Raw genomic sequence first — 16,403 nt, 5'->3', positions numbered from 1 at the left:
AGCCCATTTATGGGCTTCAGAACTTTAAAAGCAACTAGATATGTTTAAAAAAATATTGATTGCAAACAGGGGAGAGATCGCACTTCGTGTGATTCGTACCTGTAAGGAAATGGGAATTAAAACGGTAGCGGTTTACTCTACTGCAGATGCTGAAAGTCTACACGTTAGATTTGCAGACGAAGCGGTTTGTATTGGACCACCACCAAGTAACCTTTCCTATCTTAAGATTTCGAATATCATCGCTGCAGCAGAGATTACCAACGCTGATGCGATCCACCCGGGATACGGTTTCCTTTCTGAAAATGCTAAATTTTCCAAGATCTGTGAAGAACATGATATCAAATTCATTGGAGCTTCACCGGAAATGATCAGTAAAATGGGAGATAAGGCAACGGCTAAAGCTACAATGAGAGCGGCTGGTGTCCCTTGTGTTCCTGGATCTGAAGGTATTATTGAGGATTTTAAAGAATGTAAAAAACTAGCCAAGGAAATTGGATATCCTGTGATGCTAAAGGCAACTGCCGGAGGTGGAGGTAAAGGGATGCGAGCTGTCTGGAAAGAAGAAGAGCTGGAACCAGCCTGGGAATCTGCCCGTAAAGAAGCAGCAGCATCTTTTGGAAATGATGGGATGTATATGGAAAAGCTGATTGAAGAGCCACGCCATATCGAGATCCAGATCGTAGGAGACAGTAGCGGCAAAGCCTGTCACCTTTCTGAAAGAGATTGTTCCGTTCAAAGGCGTCACCAGAAACTTACTGAAGAAACTCCGTCACCTTTTATGACAGATACGCTACGTAAGAAAATGGGTGATGCTGCGGTAAAAGCTGCTGAATATATTAAATATGAAGGGGCTGGTACTGTTGAATTCCTTGTTGATAAGCATAGAAATTTCTACTTCATGGAAATGAATACGCGTATCCAGGTTGAGCACCCAATTACAGAGCAGGTGATCGATTACGATCTTATTCGTGAGCAGATCCTTGTAGCATCTGGTGTGCCAATTTCAGGTAAGAATTATATTCCGCAGTTACATTCTATCGAGTGTAGAATCAATGCAGAAGACCCATATCATAACTTTAGACCATCACCGGGGAAGATCACCAATCTTCATGCACCGGGAGGTCACGGAGTTCGTATCGACACCCACGTTTATAGTGGCTATGTGATCCCTCCAAATTACGATTCTATGATCGCGAAATTGATCACGACCGCTCAAACAAGAGAGGAAGCGATCAACAAAATGAAGCGCGCACTGGACGAGTTTGTGATCGAGGGTGTTAAAACCACGATTCCATTTCACCGACAGTTGATGGATCATCCAGATTATATTGAAGGTAATTATACTACTAAATTCATGGAGGATTTTAAAATGAAACCTCTGGAAGAATAAAAATTAACCCCGGAACTTCCGGGGTTTTTTGTGCGCTACTTTTTGTAATTTGAGCTGAAACTGAAAACGAACATGAATCTTTCCTTCTGGGAACATGAATCCTGGATCAATAATATCGACTATTGTATTATAGGCAGTGGGATTACAGGTTTAAACTGTGCTTTACACCTGCGAAAATCAAAACCATCGGCTAAAATTCTCATTCTCGAGAAAGGGCTACTTCCGGAAGGAGCTAGCACCAAAAACGCTGGTTTTGCCTGCTTCGGAAGTATTTCTGAAATCCTTGATGATCTTAAGACTTTATCTGAAGATGAAGTGGTCGAGCTAGTAGAAAAACGTCGTAACGGACTCTCATTACTTCGGAAGAATCTGGGTGACACACAGATCGATTTTCAACAGAATGGAGGATACGAGCTTTTTACCAGTGCAGATGAAGATTTGTACCAGCGCAGTATGGAGGCTATTCCAGTAATTAATAATATGCTGAAACCGGTCTTTGGAGAATCCGTTTTCAGTGAAACTTCCAATTCTTTTGGCTTTAGTAATATCATGCCCCGACTTATTGTGAATCAGTTTGAGGGCCAGATCGACACCGGGAAAATGATGCAGACACTATTGAAGAAAGTATCTTCTGAAGATATACGGGTGCTCAATGGTATTAAAGTAAATTCGTTTGTCGATGAAGAAGATTTCGTCAGGATCGAAACAGATAAATTTCAAATTTCAGCTAAAAAATTATTGATCGCCACCAATGGGTTTGCATCCAGCCTTGGACTTGAAGATGTAAAACCAGCCCGCGCACAGGTATTGATTACCAAACCCATCAAAAATTTGAATCTTAATGGTACTTTTCATCTGGATCGAGGCTATTATTATTTTCGAAATATTGGAAATCGTGTCCTTATTGGCGGTGGTCGTAACCTGGATTTCGAAGCTGAAGAGACCGAACAAATGGGCACAACCAGTCTTGTCCAGACCAAACTTGAGCACTTATTAAAAACCTGTATCTTGCCTGAGACCAAATTTAAAATAGACAGAAAGTGGAGCGGGATCATAGGGATTGGATCCTCAAGGCAACCAATGGTGAAGGCACTTTCCAGAAATGTAAGCTGCGGAGTTCGCCTTGGTGGAATGGGGATCGCAATTGGGAGCCTGGTTGGAAGAGACCTGGCCGAAATAACATTGAATTCATGATCAGAAAATTTTTTAGATTTATCTTCAAGGTACTTCTTGGACTGTTCCTGTTTAGTATTGCTATCGTAGTGATCTATAAATGGGTGCCAGTTCCTTTTACTCCTTTAATGGTGATACGTTACTTTGAAAATCCAGAGGAAGATATTCAGCACGACTGGGTAGCAATGGATGAAATATCAGGCCATCTCCAGAAAGCGGTTATCGCCAGTGAAGATCAGAATTTCCCTTCTCATAGTGGCTTCGATTTTAAAGCGATCAAGGAAGCTATGGAAGATAATCGCAACGGAAGAAAGATTCGTGGAGCAAGCACAATTTCACAACAAACTGCGAAAAACGTTTTCCTGTACCCGGGAAGAACCTGGTTTCGGAAAGGCCTGGAGGCATATTTTACATTCCTGATCGAAATAATTTGGGGTAAAGAACGAATTCTTGAAGTCTACCTGAATAGTATTGAAATGGGCAAAGGAGTCTACGGCGCGCAAGCGGCATCAAAACATTGGTTTGGTAAGGAAGCTGTAAACCTTGGAGCTTATGAAGCCGCGGCTATTGCTGCTGTGTTGCCGAATCCAAGGGTATATCGAGCAAGTCCGGCGTCTTCTTTTATTACCAACAGAAAGAACTGGATCGTTCGGCAGATGCAAAATCTTGGTAAACTTAGCTTAGACTAAATGGAAATGCTTAAACAAGAATTATTGGAGAAATGTGAGCATTTCATTCAGCAAAAAACAACTGCTTTGCAAAATGCGATGCAGGGATTAAAACAGGATTTGGAAAACGAATCCAAGAGTAGTGCTGGAGACAAGTTTGAGACTGGCAGAGAAATGATCAATATTGAGTGGAACAAACTCAGCAATCAATTACAGCAATATGAGCAAATGCAGTCTGTTTTAAAGCGAATCAATGTAAAAACCGACTCTAGGATCGTGAAAGCAGGCAGTATCATTTTTACTGAAAATGCTAATTATTTTATTTCTATTCCTGCTGGGGAAATCATCGTTCAGGACACTAAATTCTATGCGATAGGTAGTAAAGCTCCTGTTGCCATCGCCATGCTTGGAAAAACTGAGAAAGACAGCTACACTTTTAATCAGCAAGAGGTGCTTATTAAAAAGATTATTTAATTCGGTTTTCCAACACCCCATATTTCACTTTAAAACAAATCTTTTTGCCAGCGATTAATTCTTCGTGGTGATCTATTAGTATCGTTCTATTTCCTGCCAATACTTCAATAAGGAAAACCTCTCCTTTAAAAAATGATTTCCTGACTGTAGCTTCGGTACCAGATTGTGTGATTTTTAATTCATGAGGATATACGACGACTTTGTCGTTATTGTCATGGTCTGTTTTCAGCAATTTGACAGGAATATGGTTTACGTCTCCAAACAGGCTGGCGACATAATGATTTTGCGGATGTTCATATAACTCCCGCGGAGTTCCCTGAGCATAGATCTTTGAGTTTTTGAGAACAAAAGTCCTATCGGCGAAAGCCAGTGCATCGGTACTGTCGTGTGTAGCAATAATACAGGTGATATGCTGCTCCTTCAGGTAAGCGAAAAGCTTTCTTCTCAACTTATTTTTTCTGAAATGATCTATATGGCTAAAAGGTTCGTCGAGTAACAGTATTTCTGGTTCCTTGGCCAGAGCACGGGCCAAAGCGATTCTTTGCTGCTGCCCGCCACTTAGTAATTTCGCTTTCTTATCAGCAAGATCGGTCATTTCTACAACCTCCAGTAATTCTTTGATTCGGCGTTTTTTCCTGACAGGATAAAAATTACTCAGATATTTACCAACATTATCAGCAGCGCTTAGTGGTAACATCAAATCAAAATCCTGGGCGAGATATTTTATAAAGTCTTCTCCGGGAACCAGGTTGAAATTAGGACCTAGAAGCTCTTTATCTTTCCAGGTGATCTTTCCTTCTGTATGTAATAGTCCGTAAATGAGTTTTAGTAAGGTGCTTTTACCGCAGCCACTTTCACCAATGATCGAGATGTTCTCTGCCGGTTTTATATTTATATTGATATTCTTCAATACAGGCTCAGTATCGTAGGCGAAGGAGACGTTCTTAAGCTGAAGCATAGGTTAAATTCTTGTTGAAATTATCATAATATAAGTTACTAGAAATGGCTATTTACGTAACTTATTTTAAAGCTAAAGAACATAAATTAGAATAGAATCATCGAATGCAAAAAATAGTCGTCTACGATCTCAATAAGACCTTATATCAAAAATCTTCCAAAGATGAATTTTTCAAATTTGTATGTTATAAAAATGGGTATAAGTTGATAAGGCTAGCCCAGCTTGGATGGTTGAAAATGCTCGGAAACATGCGGCTTGTGAGCAAAACTGATTTCAAAGAGAATTTCTACGATTACCTCAAAGATCTGGATCCGGAAACGGTGAAAAAGTATGCAGAGCAATTCTGGAACCTGGAATACCCGGAATTCTTCAGAGATAAGATGCTGGAAGATATTCAGAAATTTGATGAGCAGGGTATCAAGGTGTTTGTGGTTACCGGTGGATTCGAAATCTATACAAAATATCTGGAACAAATTCTTCCCGTTCAGGTACTTGGAACAAGAACGACCTATAAGAATGGCAATTATACTATTGATGGCAAGGTTTGTAATGATGCAGAGAAAATAAAACGTTTGGACGAAGCGCTTGGAGAGTATGAATTGCTGGAAGCTTATTCAGATGATGATGAAGAGATCCTGCATAAAGCTGATAAAGGCTTTCTGGTAGACGAAGATTCTGGAGAATTAAAACAGGTAAACTAAAGCTCTCTGAAATAAAATAAAAAAAGCGCCGCTTAAGAGCCGCGCTTTTTTTGTGATCCAGTTAGTTGATCAACAATATTAATCTTTAGAAATCTCTTTTAGTTCATTTGGAAGTGCTTCAAACCCCATATTATATAATGTAAAACCGAAGATATCTGCATATTCTTCAATGATCTTACTGGTTGGCTTTCCTGCACCATGACCGGCATTGGTCTCGATCCTGATAAGCGTAGGATTAGTTCCTTCCTGCTTGTCCTGTAGTTCTGCAGCATATTTAAAAGAATGCGCAGGCACTACACGGTCGTCATGATCTCCAGTAGTCACAAGCGTCGCAGGATATTCTGTATCTGGCTCAATACTATGCACTGGAGAATAGTTATATAGATACTGGAACATTTCTTTATTATCTTCCGAAGTACCATAATCATAAGCCCATCCTGCACCGGCAGTAAATGTGTGATATCTTAACATGTCCATTACTCCAACTGCAGGCAATGCTACTTTCATAAGTTCAGGTCGCTGAGTCATGGTAGCTCCTACCAGCAGTCCACCGTTAGAACCACCTCTTACAGCAAGATAATCGCTGGAGGTGTAATCATTGTCTATCAGGTATTCTGCAGCGGCAATGAAATCATCAAATACATTCTGCTTTTTAAGCTTTGTACCTGCATCATGCCATGCTTTCCCATATTCTCCACCACCTCGAAGATTAGGAACAGCATAAACACCGCCTTGTTCCAGCCATACGCTCATTGCAGTGCTAAAACCTGGAGTCAGGCTCACATTAAATCCTCCATAACCATAAAGGATCGTTGGATTCTTTCCGTTAAGCTGAGTTCCCTTTTTGTAAGTTATGATCATTGGGATCTTCGTACCATCCTTTGATTCGTAGAATACCTGTTCGCTGGTAAACTGTTCCGGATCAAAATCTATGTTCGGTATATTATAAACTTCAGAAGTCCCATTGTCAATATCATATTTATAAATAGTACCCGGAGTCACGTAATTTGTAAAACTATAGTAAAGCACATCTTTGTCTTTCTTCGCTCCAAAACCTCCGGCAGAGCCTACACCTGGAAGTTCTACTTCACGCACAAGTTTCCCGTCATAATCGTATTGCTTCACTTTTGAAATGGCATCTACCATATACTCTGTAAAGAAATAACCACCACCGGTTGAAGGACTTAATACATGCTCGGTTTCAGGAATAAAATCTTCCCAGTTCTCCGGACTTGGATCGCTAGCGTCAACAGTCACGATCTTCTTGTTTGGAGCATCAAGATTGGTCACGATAAATAATTTGCTACCCTCATTTTCGATCACATAAGAATCGGTATCCTGATTATCTAAAATTGTAACCAGTTCCGGATTTACCTTCTGAAGATCCATCATATAAAGTTCCCCGCCTGAAGTTGAATTACGTGCCGAAATGATCAGGTAACGATTATCTTCAGTAACACTTCCTCCTACATAACGACGTTTTTGTGCTTCAGAATTTCCGAAGATGATCTGGTCATCACCTTGCGGTGTTCCCAGTTTATGATAATATAATTTATGCTGATCTGTCTTTGCTGAAAGTTCACTTCCATCAGGCTTGTCATAGCTCGAGTAGTAGAAGCCTTCATTGCCTTTCCATGAAATTCCGCTGAATTTTACATCCTTGATCGTATCGCCAAGGATCTTTTTATCATCGGCATTCATCAAAATGATCTTTCTCCAGTCGCTTCCACCTTCAGAAATAGCATAGGCAAGCTTTTTTCCATCTTCGGAAAAGCTCATTCCCGCAAGTGAGGTAGTTCCATCTTCACTGAATTTATTCGGATCTAAAAATACTTTTGCTTCCGCTTCTTCTGAATCACGGCGATAAAGAACACTTTGATTCTGAAGTCCGTCGTTTTTGAAGAAATAGATCTTTTCACCTTCAGTAAAAGGAGCGCTCAATTTTTCATAATCCCATAACTTGGTAAGACGATCCTTAAGTTTATTTCTGTACGGAATATTCTCCAGGTAATCGAAAGTTACTTCGTTCTGTCTTTTTACCCAGTTCTCCGTTTCCTCGCTACGATCATCCTCCAGCCAGCGATAAGGATCTTTTACCTCGGTTCCAAAATAATCGGTTACAGTATCAACTTTCTTGGTTTCAGGATAGTTCAATTTGCTTTGGTTTTGACTTTGTGCACTTAGTGAGCCGGCAACTAACCCCAGCCCAATAATGCCTGAATAGATTTTCTTCATACAATTCTTAGTTTAGAGACCTAAAATAAGAATAAAAAAGCCTGAATCTGTAGAGTTTCAGGCTTTTAAGTAAAATTTTAAATTTGTGTATTACAGTAGTTTCTGCTCCAGTAAATATTCTGCGATCTGCACCGCATTTGTCGCGGCACCTTTACGGAGATTATCAGCAACGATCCACATATTTAGTGTATTTGGCTGGGAATGATCTCTTCGAATTCTACCTACAAAAACATCATCTTTTCCTTCCGCATAAATAGGCATAGGATAAGTATTCAATTCCGGGTTATCCTGAACCGTAATTCCTGGAAAATCACTCAGGATCTTTCGCACATCTGCTTCCTCAAATTCTTTATGAAACTCGATATTCACCGATTCTGAATGTCCTCCAACCACCGGAATTCTGATCGCGGTTGCCGTTACGTTTACTGAATCATCACCGAGAATTTTCTTGGTTTCGTTTGTTAACTTCATCTCCTCTTTAGTGTATCCATTTTCCTGGAATACATCGCAATGTGGCAACGCATTTTTATGAATTGGATAAGGATAAGCCATTTCTTCTTTCTTACCCGCATACTCGTTCTCCAGCTGCTGTACGGCTTTTACGCCAGTTCCAGTGATAGACTGGTAGGTTGAAACCACCACTCGCTTGATATTATATGCATCATGCAATGGTTTTAAAGCCATTAATAACTGTATTGTAGAACAATTAGGATTCGCAATGATCTTATCTTCTTCTGAAAGCAGGTTAGCATTGATCTCGGGAATGATAAGTTTATTCTTCGGATTCATTCTCCATGCTGAAGAATTATCGATCACTGTAGTTCCTGCGGAAGCAAATTTTGGAGCCCATTCTAATGAAGTGTCTCCACCAGCTGAAAATATGGCTACTTCCGGTTTCATGGAAACTGCGGTTTCAAGACTTACTACTTCGAAATCCTTACCATTATAGGTTAATTTCTTACCTACAGATCTTTCAGAAGCTACAGGAATAAGTTCGGTAAGTGGAAAATTACGTTCTTCCAGTACTTTAAGCATTACGCTTCCTACCATCCCGGTTGCTCCTACTACAGCTACTTTCATAATTTGCTTACTTTAAAAAGTGAATTGCAAAGTTATTGCTTGGAAATTATTCTAGCTGCTTCCCTATTAAAAATTTCAGGAATTTTAAAAAATTGAACCAATTTTGGATTATTGTTAAAAAAAGACCCCTGGTTTTTGCCAGAGGTTTAGTTTAAGAATGAGTAATGTAGCGGTAAGCGTACGTCTTAAATATTGTTCTTTCTTAGTTCGTCACGAATTTCAGTAAGTAAAACTTCTTCTTTCGATGGTCCTGCCGGAGCTGCAGCTTCTTCTTTCTTCTTTGTCTTTTCGTAAGCTCTCAGGAAAAGGAAAATAAACAGACCAACGATAATAAAGTAAATGATCGCCTGTATCAAATTTCCGTAGGTAAGAATAGCAGCTTCAGCTTCGATCGCAGCTTCAAGACTTTCGTATTCTACACCATCCAGGGAAATAAATTGTTGGGTTAGATCTGCTCCACCGGTAATTAATCCAATGATGGGCATAAAAATATCTGCAACGACAGAAGAGATTACCTTGTTAAAAGCAGCTCCAATTATTACTGCAGTAGCCAGTGCTACGATATCCTTCTTAAGAAGGAATGCTTTAAAATCTGAAAAAAAACTCATGAATTATAGTTGTTAGTTGATTTCCAAATTTATACAAATTTCGAGAAGTCTGGTATATTAATTATTCAGGGATCACTAATCGCGTGACCCTGCGCTGTATTCCGGTGATCAATTCATAAGAAATAGTCCCTCCTGCTTCAGCAAATTTTACTGGATGCTGAGGTCCTCCAAAGACGATCACTTCATCACCTTCTTCACAGGAAATATTGGTCACATCTACCATGATAATATCCATGCAAACATTTCCAGCGATAGGAGCATATTCTCCATTAATAAATACTCCGGCCTTTCCCTTTCCATAGATCCTATTGATCCCATCAGCATGACCCAAAGGCAGCGTCGCAATGCGAGTAGGTTTCTCAACCTTGAACGCGCGATTGTAGCCTACGGTATCACCTTTATCCAGACTTCTAATCTGGGAAATGATCGTTTTAAGCGTGGAAATTGGTCTTAGTTCAGGATCAACATTTTTATCATTTCCATAACCGTATAATCCTATCCCGCTACGCACCATACTAAAAGCCGATTTCGGGTAGTTGATCACGCCAGAAGTATTGCAAATATGGAGTATTGGTTCATAGTCCAGATCGTCAATCAATTCCCAGGTCATTTTCCTGAAAAGATCGATCTGGCCTACCGTGAAATCACGTTCTTTCCAGTCTTCACTTGCAGCAAGATGGGAAAAAACAGAAGCGATCTTCAGGCTGGAAGTACCACTAATGATTTCTTTGACAGTTCCAATCTCTGGATGATCAAAACCAAGTCTGTTCAAACCGGTATTCAGCTTGATATGAACAGGGTAATTCTTTTGATTTTTAGCTTCAGCAGTCTCTACAAAAGAGCGTAGAATTTTTTCGCTGTATAAATTGGGCTCGAGACAATGCTCGATAATATCTTCGAAATGTGTGAATTGTGGATGCAACACTAAAATGGGTTTAGTGATCCCATTTTTACGAAGATGGATTCCTTCTTCCACATAAGCAACCGCAAAATAATCGGTGCCAAGTTCTTCAAGTTTTCTGGCAATGATGACTGAATCATTCCCATAAGCAAAAGCTTTCACTACAGACAGGAACTTCACTCCGTCATCGATCTTTGCTCTTAAATATCTATAATTGTGTGCCAGTGCTCCAAGATCAATCTCAAGAACGGTCTCTTTGGCTTCAGGCATTTTCTTCGGTTTTTTTAGCATTCAATTCTTCGGCATTCACATCAAGCTTCTTCACTCGCTCCCGCAGCATAGCCTTGTAGTAAGCAGCACGGCTTAATGGTTCATATTCTTCATTTTCACCCAGAAATACCAGGTCGTCATTGATAGCTTTACGATAGCTGAACTGGGCAAGATTTCCGGTTCTGGTACAAACAGCATGTACTTTCGTAACGTACTCTGCAGTGGCCATTAAATTTGGCATAGGTCCAAAAGGATTTCCTTTAAAGTCCATGTCCAGGCCGGCTACGATCACCCGAATTCCCTGGTTGGCGAGATCATTACAAACCGTCACAATCTCATCATCAAAGAATTGTGCTTCATCGATCCCAACTACATCACAACCATCTGCCAACAAACGGATATTGGAAGCTGAAGGTACAGGAGTAGATCTTATTTCATTGGAATCATGAGATACGACCATTTCCTCGTCATACCTAACATCAATCGCAGGTTTGAAGATCTCAACATTCTGTTTTGCAAATTTTGCGCGTTTGAGTCGGCGTATCAATTCTTCCGTTTTTCCGGAAAACATTGACCCGCAAATAACCTCAATCCACCCAAATTGCTCTTCGTGATTTACTGTATTTTCGAGAAACATTTTGTATTTTTCAAATCGAAACGGGAAATACCTCTTTCGTATAAAGGTGGAACAAATTTATTAAAAATACAACCCGGAGAAGGGGCGAATCTTGAAAGTTATGAAACGAGTAGTAACCTAATTTGCCTACCTATAAATATCATTATTTGCGAATTGCTTCTGACCGATAGAAAACATATAAAATTAAACCGATGAAAAAGAAAATTGAGGCTGATCTGGCGGAGATCGCGGAAAAAATCCTTCAGAATAAAGGGAATTTCAACACGATGGAGCTCAAGGAAAATGCTTTGCATCTCTATGAAAAACTGACTGTTCTGGCTTTTACTGAAAAACATCTTTCTGAAGAAGTTCCTCAGGAAAAAGAAGTAGCAAAACAGGAAGAAGTAGCTGCTCCGAAACCTAAGGTGAAAGATCTGCCTGAGCCTCCAGCACAATTATCTGCATACGACGAATTTTATCCAGATGGAACTGAATTCAATGAAGATTCAGACGCTATCACCGAACCGAATACTGAAAAGATCAAGGATATTGTAGCGCAAATGCCACCTGAAAGTCAGTCTGTAGATCTTTTTATGAATCATATTAACGATGCGCCAGAAGTTTCTAATTCGGCACCCTATTCACAACAAGTTGAGGAGAAGAAAGATTTCAGAAATATAGGGGTGGATTATGATAATTTGCCAGACTTTGAACCGGTAAAACATGTTCCAGCCAGCGATAAGCCCAGATCCTTAAACGATCGACTGAAAAAAGGAATCAATATTGGTCTTAATGAGCGTCTTGCTTATATAAAACACCTTTTTGGAGGAGATACTGCAGATTATAACCGCGTACTATCTCAGCTCAATACTTTTACCAGCCTGGAAGAAGCTTCAAAATTCATAGACCTGGTTGTGAAACCAGATTACAACAACTGGCAGGGTAAAGAAGCTTACGAAGAGCGTTTTAGAGCTCATATAGAAAACAAATTCGGGAAATAAATAATTATGGGTAAACTGTACCTGGTTCCCACGCCAATTGGGAATCTCGAGGATATCACTTTGAGAGCAATCCGTATTCTCAAGGAAGTTGATCTTATTCTGGCTGAAGATACCCGAAATAGTGGTAAACTACTGAAGTACCTGGAAGTTCAAACTCCCATGCAGAGTCACCACATGCATAATGAGCATAAAACAGTGGATCATATTGTTTCCAGAATTAAAGCCGGCGAGACCATTGCACTTATTAGTGATGCGGGAACTCCTGCAATTTCAGATCCTGGATTCTTATTAACCCGGGCCTGTGTGGAAGCTGGTATTGAAGTGGATTGCCTTCCCGGGGCTACGGCCTTTGTTCCGGCGCTGGTCAATAGCGGACTTCCAAATGATAAATTTGTATTTGAAGGATTTCTTCCGGTGAAAAAAGGAAGACAAACCAGACTTAAAATTCTTGCTGAAGAAACCCGCACGATGATTTTTTACGAATCACCACATAAACTACTTAAGACATTAGGCCACTTTCAGGAATATTTTGGTGAAGATCGTCGTCTTTCCGTCTCCCGTGAAATCACTAAAATGCATGAAGAAACCGTTCGTGGAAGTATACCTGAAGTTCATGAACATTATACCGCAAATCCGCCAAAAGGAGAGTTGGTGGTTGTAGTTGCAGGAAAAGCCTGATCTTGGAAGACTTATTATCCACCATAAGAGACTGCAGGGTTTGTGAAGAACATTTACCACTTGGGCCAAGACCTATTATTGAAGCAACACCAAAATCCAAAATCATCCTTATCAGCCAGGCGCCAGGAAGAGTGGTGCACGAATCTGGTGTAGCCTGGAAAGATCAAAGTGGTAAAAAGTTAAGGGAATGGCTGGGAGTTGATGATGATACTTTTTACGATCACGACAATTTCGCTATTCTACCCATGGGTTTCTGTTATCCCGGGAAAGCAAAGACCGGCGATCTACCGCCCAGGAAAGAATGCGCTCCTTTATGGCATGAGGAGGTGCTTCAATATTTAAAAAATGTGAAGCTGAAGATCCTTATTGGTGCGTATGCTTCCAATTATTACCTCGGAAAAAAGAATAATCTTACGGCTAAAGTTCATGATTATGAGCAATACCTTCCAGAGTACTGGCCGTTGCCGCATCCTTCCCCGGTAAACCGATTCTGGAGAATGAAAAATCCGGAATTTGAGTCGGTTATAGTTCCCTCACTTCAGCAAAAGATCCGGTCAATAATAGGGGAATAAGTCGCTTAGATTAGAAGTAGAATTTTATTACTTTCGGCTGAAATTTGAACGACTATGAAGACGCGCTGGATTCTCAAGCCAAAACCCGATCCTATCACAGCACAGGCACTCGCCGAAAAGCTTGGAACCGGACTGGCAGTTTCGAAATTATTGGTTCAGCGAGGAATTACCACCTTTGAAGAAGCAAAGAGATTTTTCAGACCACAGTTAGATGGTTTGCATGATCCTTTCCTGATGAAGGATATGGACAAGGCAGTAGCCAGGATAGAACAGGCGATGGAAGCTGGAGAAAATATCATGGTCTATGGAGATTATGATGTAGATGGAACTACCAGTGTCGCGCTAATGTCTTCTTTTCTGAAATTCAGATATCCCAATGTGACCACATATATTCCAGACAGGTATGCTGAAGGTTATGGGGTATCCTACCAGGGAATCGATTATGCTGAAGATAATGAGGTAAGTCTTATTATTGCTTTAGACTGCGGAATCAAAGCGATAGATAAAGTAGCTTATGCAAAGAAAAAAGGAATTGATTTCGTGATTTGTGATCATCACCGCCCAGGCAATGAAATTCCAGATGCTGCAGCGGTACTTGATCCAAAAAGGAGTGATTGTAATTATCCTTATGACGAACTCTGCGGTTGCGGTGTTGGTTTTAAACTCATCCAGGCGATCACTATTAAGAACAATGAACCTGAAGAGACTTTACTTCCCTACCTCGATCTGGTAGCTACGGCCATTGGAGCAGATATTGTTCCCATCACCGGCGAAAACAGGATTCTCGCTTATCATGGTTTGCATGTTATCAATGTTGCCCCCCGAAAAGGGATTCAAAGTTTGCTCGGTGAACGTAAAAATGTAAGTATTACAGATGTTGTATTTATCGTAGCTCCAAGGATTAATGCTGCGGGAAGAATGAAACATGGTTTGCATGCGGTAAATCTACTTACCGAAGAAGATGAAGCTATCTCTGCAACTTATGCGGAAGAAATAGAGACCTATAACACAGATCGGAGAAGTGCAGATAAGAGTATTACAGAAGAAGCGAAACAGCAAATCCTGGATCGTCAGGAAGAAAACCGACTAACAACCGTGGTCTATGATGAGCAATGGCACAAAGGTGTGATTGGGATTGTAGCTTCCAGGCTAACCGAAACCTGGTATCGCCCAACGCTTGTTTTTACAAAGAGCGGGGAACGTCTTGCGGCTTCTGCACGATCTGTAAAAGGTTTCGATGTCTATGAAGCTCTGGAAGCATGTAGTGAACATATTGAGCAATTTGGAGGTCATAAGTACGCAGCGGGATTGACCTTACTCGAAGCGGAATATGATAATTTTAAAAGAAAATTTGAGGAGGTCGTCTCAGAAACGATCGACAGGCAGCTTCTTACTCCTGAAATTGGCATAGATGCCGAGTTGGATCTGAAAGATATTACGCCTAAATTTTACCGGATCCTGAAGCAATTCGCTCCTTTTGGTCCAGGGAATATGTCGCCGGTTTTCCTCACCCGGAATTTAACCGATACTGGCTTCGGAAAATGTGTAGGCGCAGATAAAACTCACCTGAAATGCCAGGTAAAACAGGAAGGCTCAAACGTAAAATTTGATGTTATTGGCTTTAACCTTGGCGAAAAACTGAATTTGATAGAACAGGGAAAGAAGTTCGACGCTGTTTTTAGTCTCGATGAAAATACCTGGAATGGTAATACCACGATCCAGCTTAGATTGAAGGATATACGAGAAAGTATTTAGAAAACCAGCTTTTCAAGTTTAAGATCTTTTCCGTCGAATTGCGCAAATGTGTAATGATTGATCCAATCACCAGTATTGATGTAAGTAGCTTTACCGTCAAGATCGATCTCCATAGGTAAATGCCTGTGACCAAAAAGAAAGTAATCATAATCTTTTTGCTCCAGTTTACGCCTGCAGTATTGTATAAGCCATTCTTTTTCCTCACCTAAGAACTTCATATCTTCTTCTCCTGAGATCGCTTTATTCTTTACTGAAAAATACTGCGCTAAGGGAACTCCAAGATCAGGATGTAGCCAGCGGTAAAACCATTTAGAAAGCGGATTGGTAAAGACCTTTTTCATTCTTTTGTAGCCATGATCTCCGGGTCCTAATCCATCTCCATGACCAACGAGAAATTTCTTTCCTGAAAATTCGAACTCCTTAGGTTTATGATAGACTGGAATATTTAATTCCTTCTGAAAATAATCCTGCATCCATAGATCATGATTTCCTACAAAGAAATAGATGGGAATCCCTGAATCTCTAATTTCGGCCAGTTTACCTAATGTTCGAACAAAGCCTTTAGGGACTACGTGTTTATATTCAAACCAGAAATCGAAGAGGTCTCCAAGAAGGAAAATTGCCTCTGCATCTTGTTTGATCTCATCAAGCCATTTCACAAACCTGGCTTCACGCGGTCTGCTTTCTTCCTGAGTAGGAGCGCCAAGATGATTATCACTGGCGAAATAAATCTTTTTTCCCGGGGAAACTTTCATGTTTTACAACTTATAGCGAAGATAGAAATTCTACTGAAACTTCATTTTTAAAGTAAGACTTAAAGCATTCTAAAAACGCATCGCCAGAAGCTCAGAAATTATTATTTTAGAGATTAAATCCATAAATATTGCTAATATGAAATTTACGAAACTATTTTCAATCGCTTTTTTAATGATTTGTGGTTTAGTGAGTTATCAGGTAAATGCCACAAATATTGACACTAATCCGGAAATTGGTGATCGTCTTCTAATACAGTCCCCGGAAAATACCACGTATACAGCCGTGAATATGCCAAAGCTTAACTTCGTTGTGAAGAAAGGTGGAGTGGCAAATTACAAGTCGGTTCAAAACACCCTGGTTGAGGTAGTGAAGATTTCGCAGAACAAAAAAGGTGAAAACATAGTAACACTACAGCGGGTAGATGGCGCTAAGATACTTAATCTGAAAAAATCTATAAGTGCCAATTATGATCAAGCTTTACAACTTGGAGAATTGAAAAAGGCATAATTCAGGCTTTGCGCAAGGGATAGCAGCGAAAAGCTCCCGTTTTTCACGGGACTTGTAGCG

17 protein-coding genes are annotated in these 16,403 nt (G+C 40.3%); 10 read left to right on the top strand and 7 right to left on the bottom strand.

Features of this window, described 5'->3' with window-relative positions:
• Positions 1 to 40 precede the first annotated feature (40 nt).
• From accC to JM79_RS00675, 4 genes are all read left to right on the top strand, one after another.
• Positions 41 to 1,390 (top strand): acetyl-CoA carboxylase biotin carboxylase subunit, encoded by a 1,350-nt coding sequence (gene accC, locus JM79_RS00690; protein WP_141876324.1) that lies wholly within the window; start codon positions 41 to 43, stop codon positions 1,388 to 1,390.
• A 72-nt stretch (positions 1,391 to 1,462) separates the two neighbouring features.
• Positions 1,463 to 2,584 (top strand): FAD-dependent oxidoreductase, encoded by a 1,122-nt coding sequence (locus JM79_RS00685; RefSeq protein ID WP_141876323.1) that lies wholly within the window; start codon positions 1,463 to 1,465, stop codon positions 2,582 to 2,584.
• A complete protein-coding gene (mtgA, locus tag JM79_RS00680; protein ID WP_141876322.1) occupies positions 2,581 to 3,252 on the top strand; it encodes a monofunctional biosynthetic peptidoglycan transglycosylase in 672 nt (223 codons plus the stop codon). Before JM79_RS00685 ends, mtgA begins: the two co-directional genes overlap by 4 nt.
• Positions 3,253 to 3,258: 6 nt before the next feature.
• The gene (locus JM79_RS00675) at positions 3,259 to 3,705 is read left to right on the top strand and encodes a transcription elongation factor (protein ID WP_260443343.1); all 447 of its coding nucleotides are present in this window, start codon (positions 3,259 to 3,261) and stop codon (positions 3,703 to 3,705) included.
• On the opposite strand, the gene JM79_RS00670 is transcribed toward JM79_RS00675, so the two are convergent.
• Complete coding sequence (locus JM79_RS00670) at positions 3,698 to 4,663, bottom strand: ABC transporter ATP-binding protein (RefSeq protein WP_141876320.1); 966 nt, start codon at positions 4,661 to 4,663, stop codon at positions 3,698 to 3,700. The two genes, JM79_RS00675 and JM79_RS00670, sit on opposite strands and share 8 nt — an antisense overlap.
• Before the next feature lie 104 nt (positions 4,664 to 4,767).
• Here JM79_RS00670 and JM79_RS00665 point away from each other — a divergent pair, with 104 nt between their 5' ends.
• On the top strand, positions 4,768 to 5,364 hold the full coding sequence (locus tag JM79_RS00665; protein WP_141876319.1) for an HAD family hydrolase: 597 nt from the start codon (positions 4,768 to 4,770) through the stop codon (positions 5,362 to 5,364).
• A 78-nt stretch (positions 5,365 to 5,442) separates the two neighbouring features.
• On the opposite strand, the gene JM79_RS00660 is transcribed toward JM79_RS00665, so the two are convergent.
• The 5 genes from JM79_RS00660 to JM79_RS00640 all read right to left on the bottom strand — a co-directional run bounded on the left by JM79_RS00660 (position 5,443) and on the right by JM79_RS00640 (position 11,095).
• A complete protein-coding gene (locus JM79_RS00660) occupies positions 5,443 to 7,599 on the bottom strand; it encodes a prolyl oligopeptidase family serine peptidase (RefSeq protein WP_141876318.1) in 2,157 nt (718 codons plus the stop codon).
• Between the two features lie 90 nt (positions 7,600 to 7,689).
• Positions 7,690 to 8,679 (bottom strand): aspartate-semialdehyde dehydrogenase, encoded by a 990-nt coding sequence (locus tag JM79_RS00655; RefSeq protein WP_141876317.1) that lies wholly within the window; start codon positions 8,677 to 8,679, stop codon positions 7,690 to 7,692.
• Positions 8,680 to 8,864: 185 nt separating this feature from the next.
• Complete coding sequence (gene mscL / locus JM79_RS00650) at positions 8,865 to 9,287, bottom strand: large conductance mechanosensitive channel protein MscL (RefSeq protein WP_141876316.1); 423 nt, start codon at positions 9,285 to 9,287, stop codon at positions 8,865 to 8,867.
• A 61-nt stretch (positions 9,288 to 9,348) separates the two neighbouring features.
• Complete coding sequence (alr, locus tag JM79_RS00645) at positions 9,349 to 10,458, bottom strand: alanine racemase (RefSeq protein WP_141876315.1); 1,110 nt, start codon at positions 10,456 to 10,458, stop codon at positions 9,349 to 9,351.
• Complete coding sequence (locus JM79_RS00640; RefSeq protein WP_141876314.1) at positions 10,451 to 11,095, bottom strand: thymidine kinase; 645 nt, start codon at positions 11,093 to 11,095, stop codon at positions 10,451 to 10,453. The genes alr and JM79_RS00640 overlap by 8 nt, the downstream gene beginning before the upstream one ends.
• Positions 11,096 to 11,286: 191 nt before the next feature.
• On the opposite strand from JM79_RS00640, the gene JM79_RS00635 reads away from it, so the two are divergent.
• From JM79_RS00635 to recJ, 4 genes are read left to right on the top strand one after another with little or no spacing between them, the layout of a single operon-like run.
• Positions 11,287 to 12,075: a hypothetical protein gene (locus tag JM79_RS00635; RefSeq protein ID WP_141876313.1), complete on the top strand. Its 789-nt coding sequence runs from the start codon at positions 11,287 to 11,289 to the stop codon at positions 12,073 to 12,075.
• A 6-nt stretch (positions 12,076 to 12,081) separates the two neighbouring features.
• Positions 12,082 to 12,753 carry a 16S rRNA (cytidine(1402)-2'-O)-methyltransferase gene (rsmI, locus tag JM79_RS00630; RefSeq protein ID WP_141876312.1) on the top strand — a complete coding sequence of 224 codons (672 nt, stop codon included), beginning with the start codon at positions 12,082 to 12,084 and terminating at the stop codon, positions 12,751 to 12,753.
• A 2-nt stretch (positions 12,754 to 12,755) separates the two neighbouring features.
• Positions 12,756 to 13,325, top strand: coding sequence for a uracil-DNA glycosylase family protein (locus JM79_RS00625; protein ID WP_141876311.1), 570 nt, complete (start codon positions 12,756 to 12,758; stop codon positions 13,323 to 13,325).
• Positions 13,326 to 13,379: 54 nt separating this feature from the next.
• Positions 13,380 to 15,080: a single-stranded-DNA-specific exonuclease RecJ gene (recJ, locus tag JM79_RS00620; protein ID WP_141876310.1), complete on the top strand. Its 1,701-nt coding sequence runs from the start codon at positions 13,380 to 13,382 to the stop codon at positions 15,078 to 15,080.
• Here the strand turns inward: recJ and JM79_RS00615 are convergent.
• Positions 15,077 to 15,835, bottom strand: a complete 759-nt coding sequence (locus JM79_RS00615) for a UDP-2,3-diacylglucosamine diphosphatase (RefSeq protein ID WP_141876309.1) — start codon at positions 15,833 to 15,835, stop codon at positions 15,077 to 15,079. The genes recJ and JM79_RS00615 overlap by 4 nt on opposite strands.
• A gap of 136 nt (positions 15,836 to 15,971) precedes the next feature.
• On the opposite strand from JM79_RS00615, the gene JM79_RS00610 reads away from it, so the two are divergent.
• Positions 15,972 to 16,343, top strand: a complete 372-nt coding sequence (locus JM79_RS00610; protein ID WP_141876308.1) for a hypothetical protein — start codon at positions 15,972 to 15,974, stop codon at positions 16,341 to 16,343.
• The last annotated feature ends 60 nt before the right edge of the window (positions 16,344 to 16,403 follow it).

The organism is Gramella sp. Hel_I_59, assembly GCF_006714895.1.
In the GTDB taxonomy this organism is placed as follows: Bacteria; Bacteroidota; Bacteroidia; order Flavobacteriales; family Flavobacteriaceae; genus Christiangramia.
The sequence above is the reverse complement of the archived record's forward strand: the minus strand, read 5'-3'. Positions and strand labels throughout refer to the sequence as shown.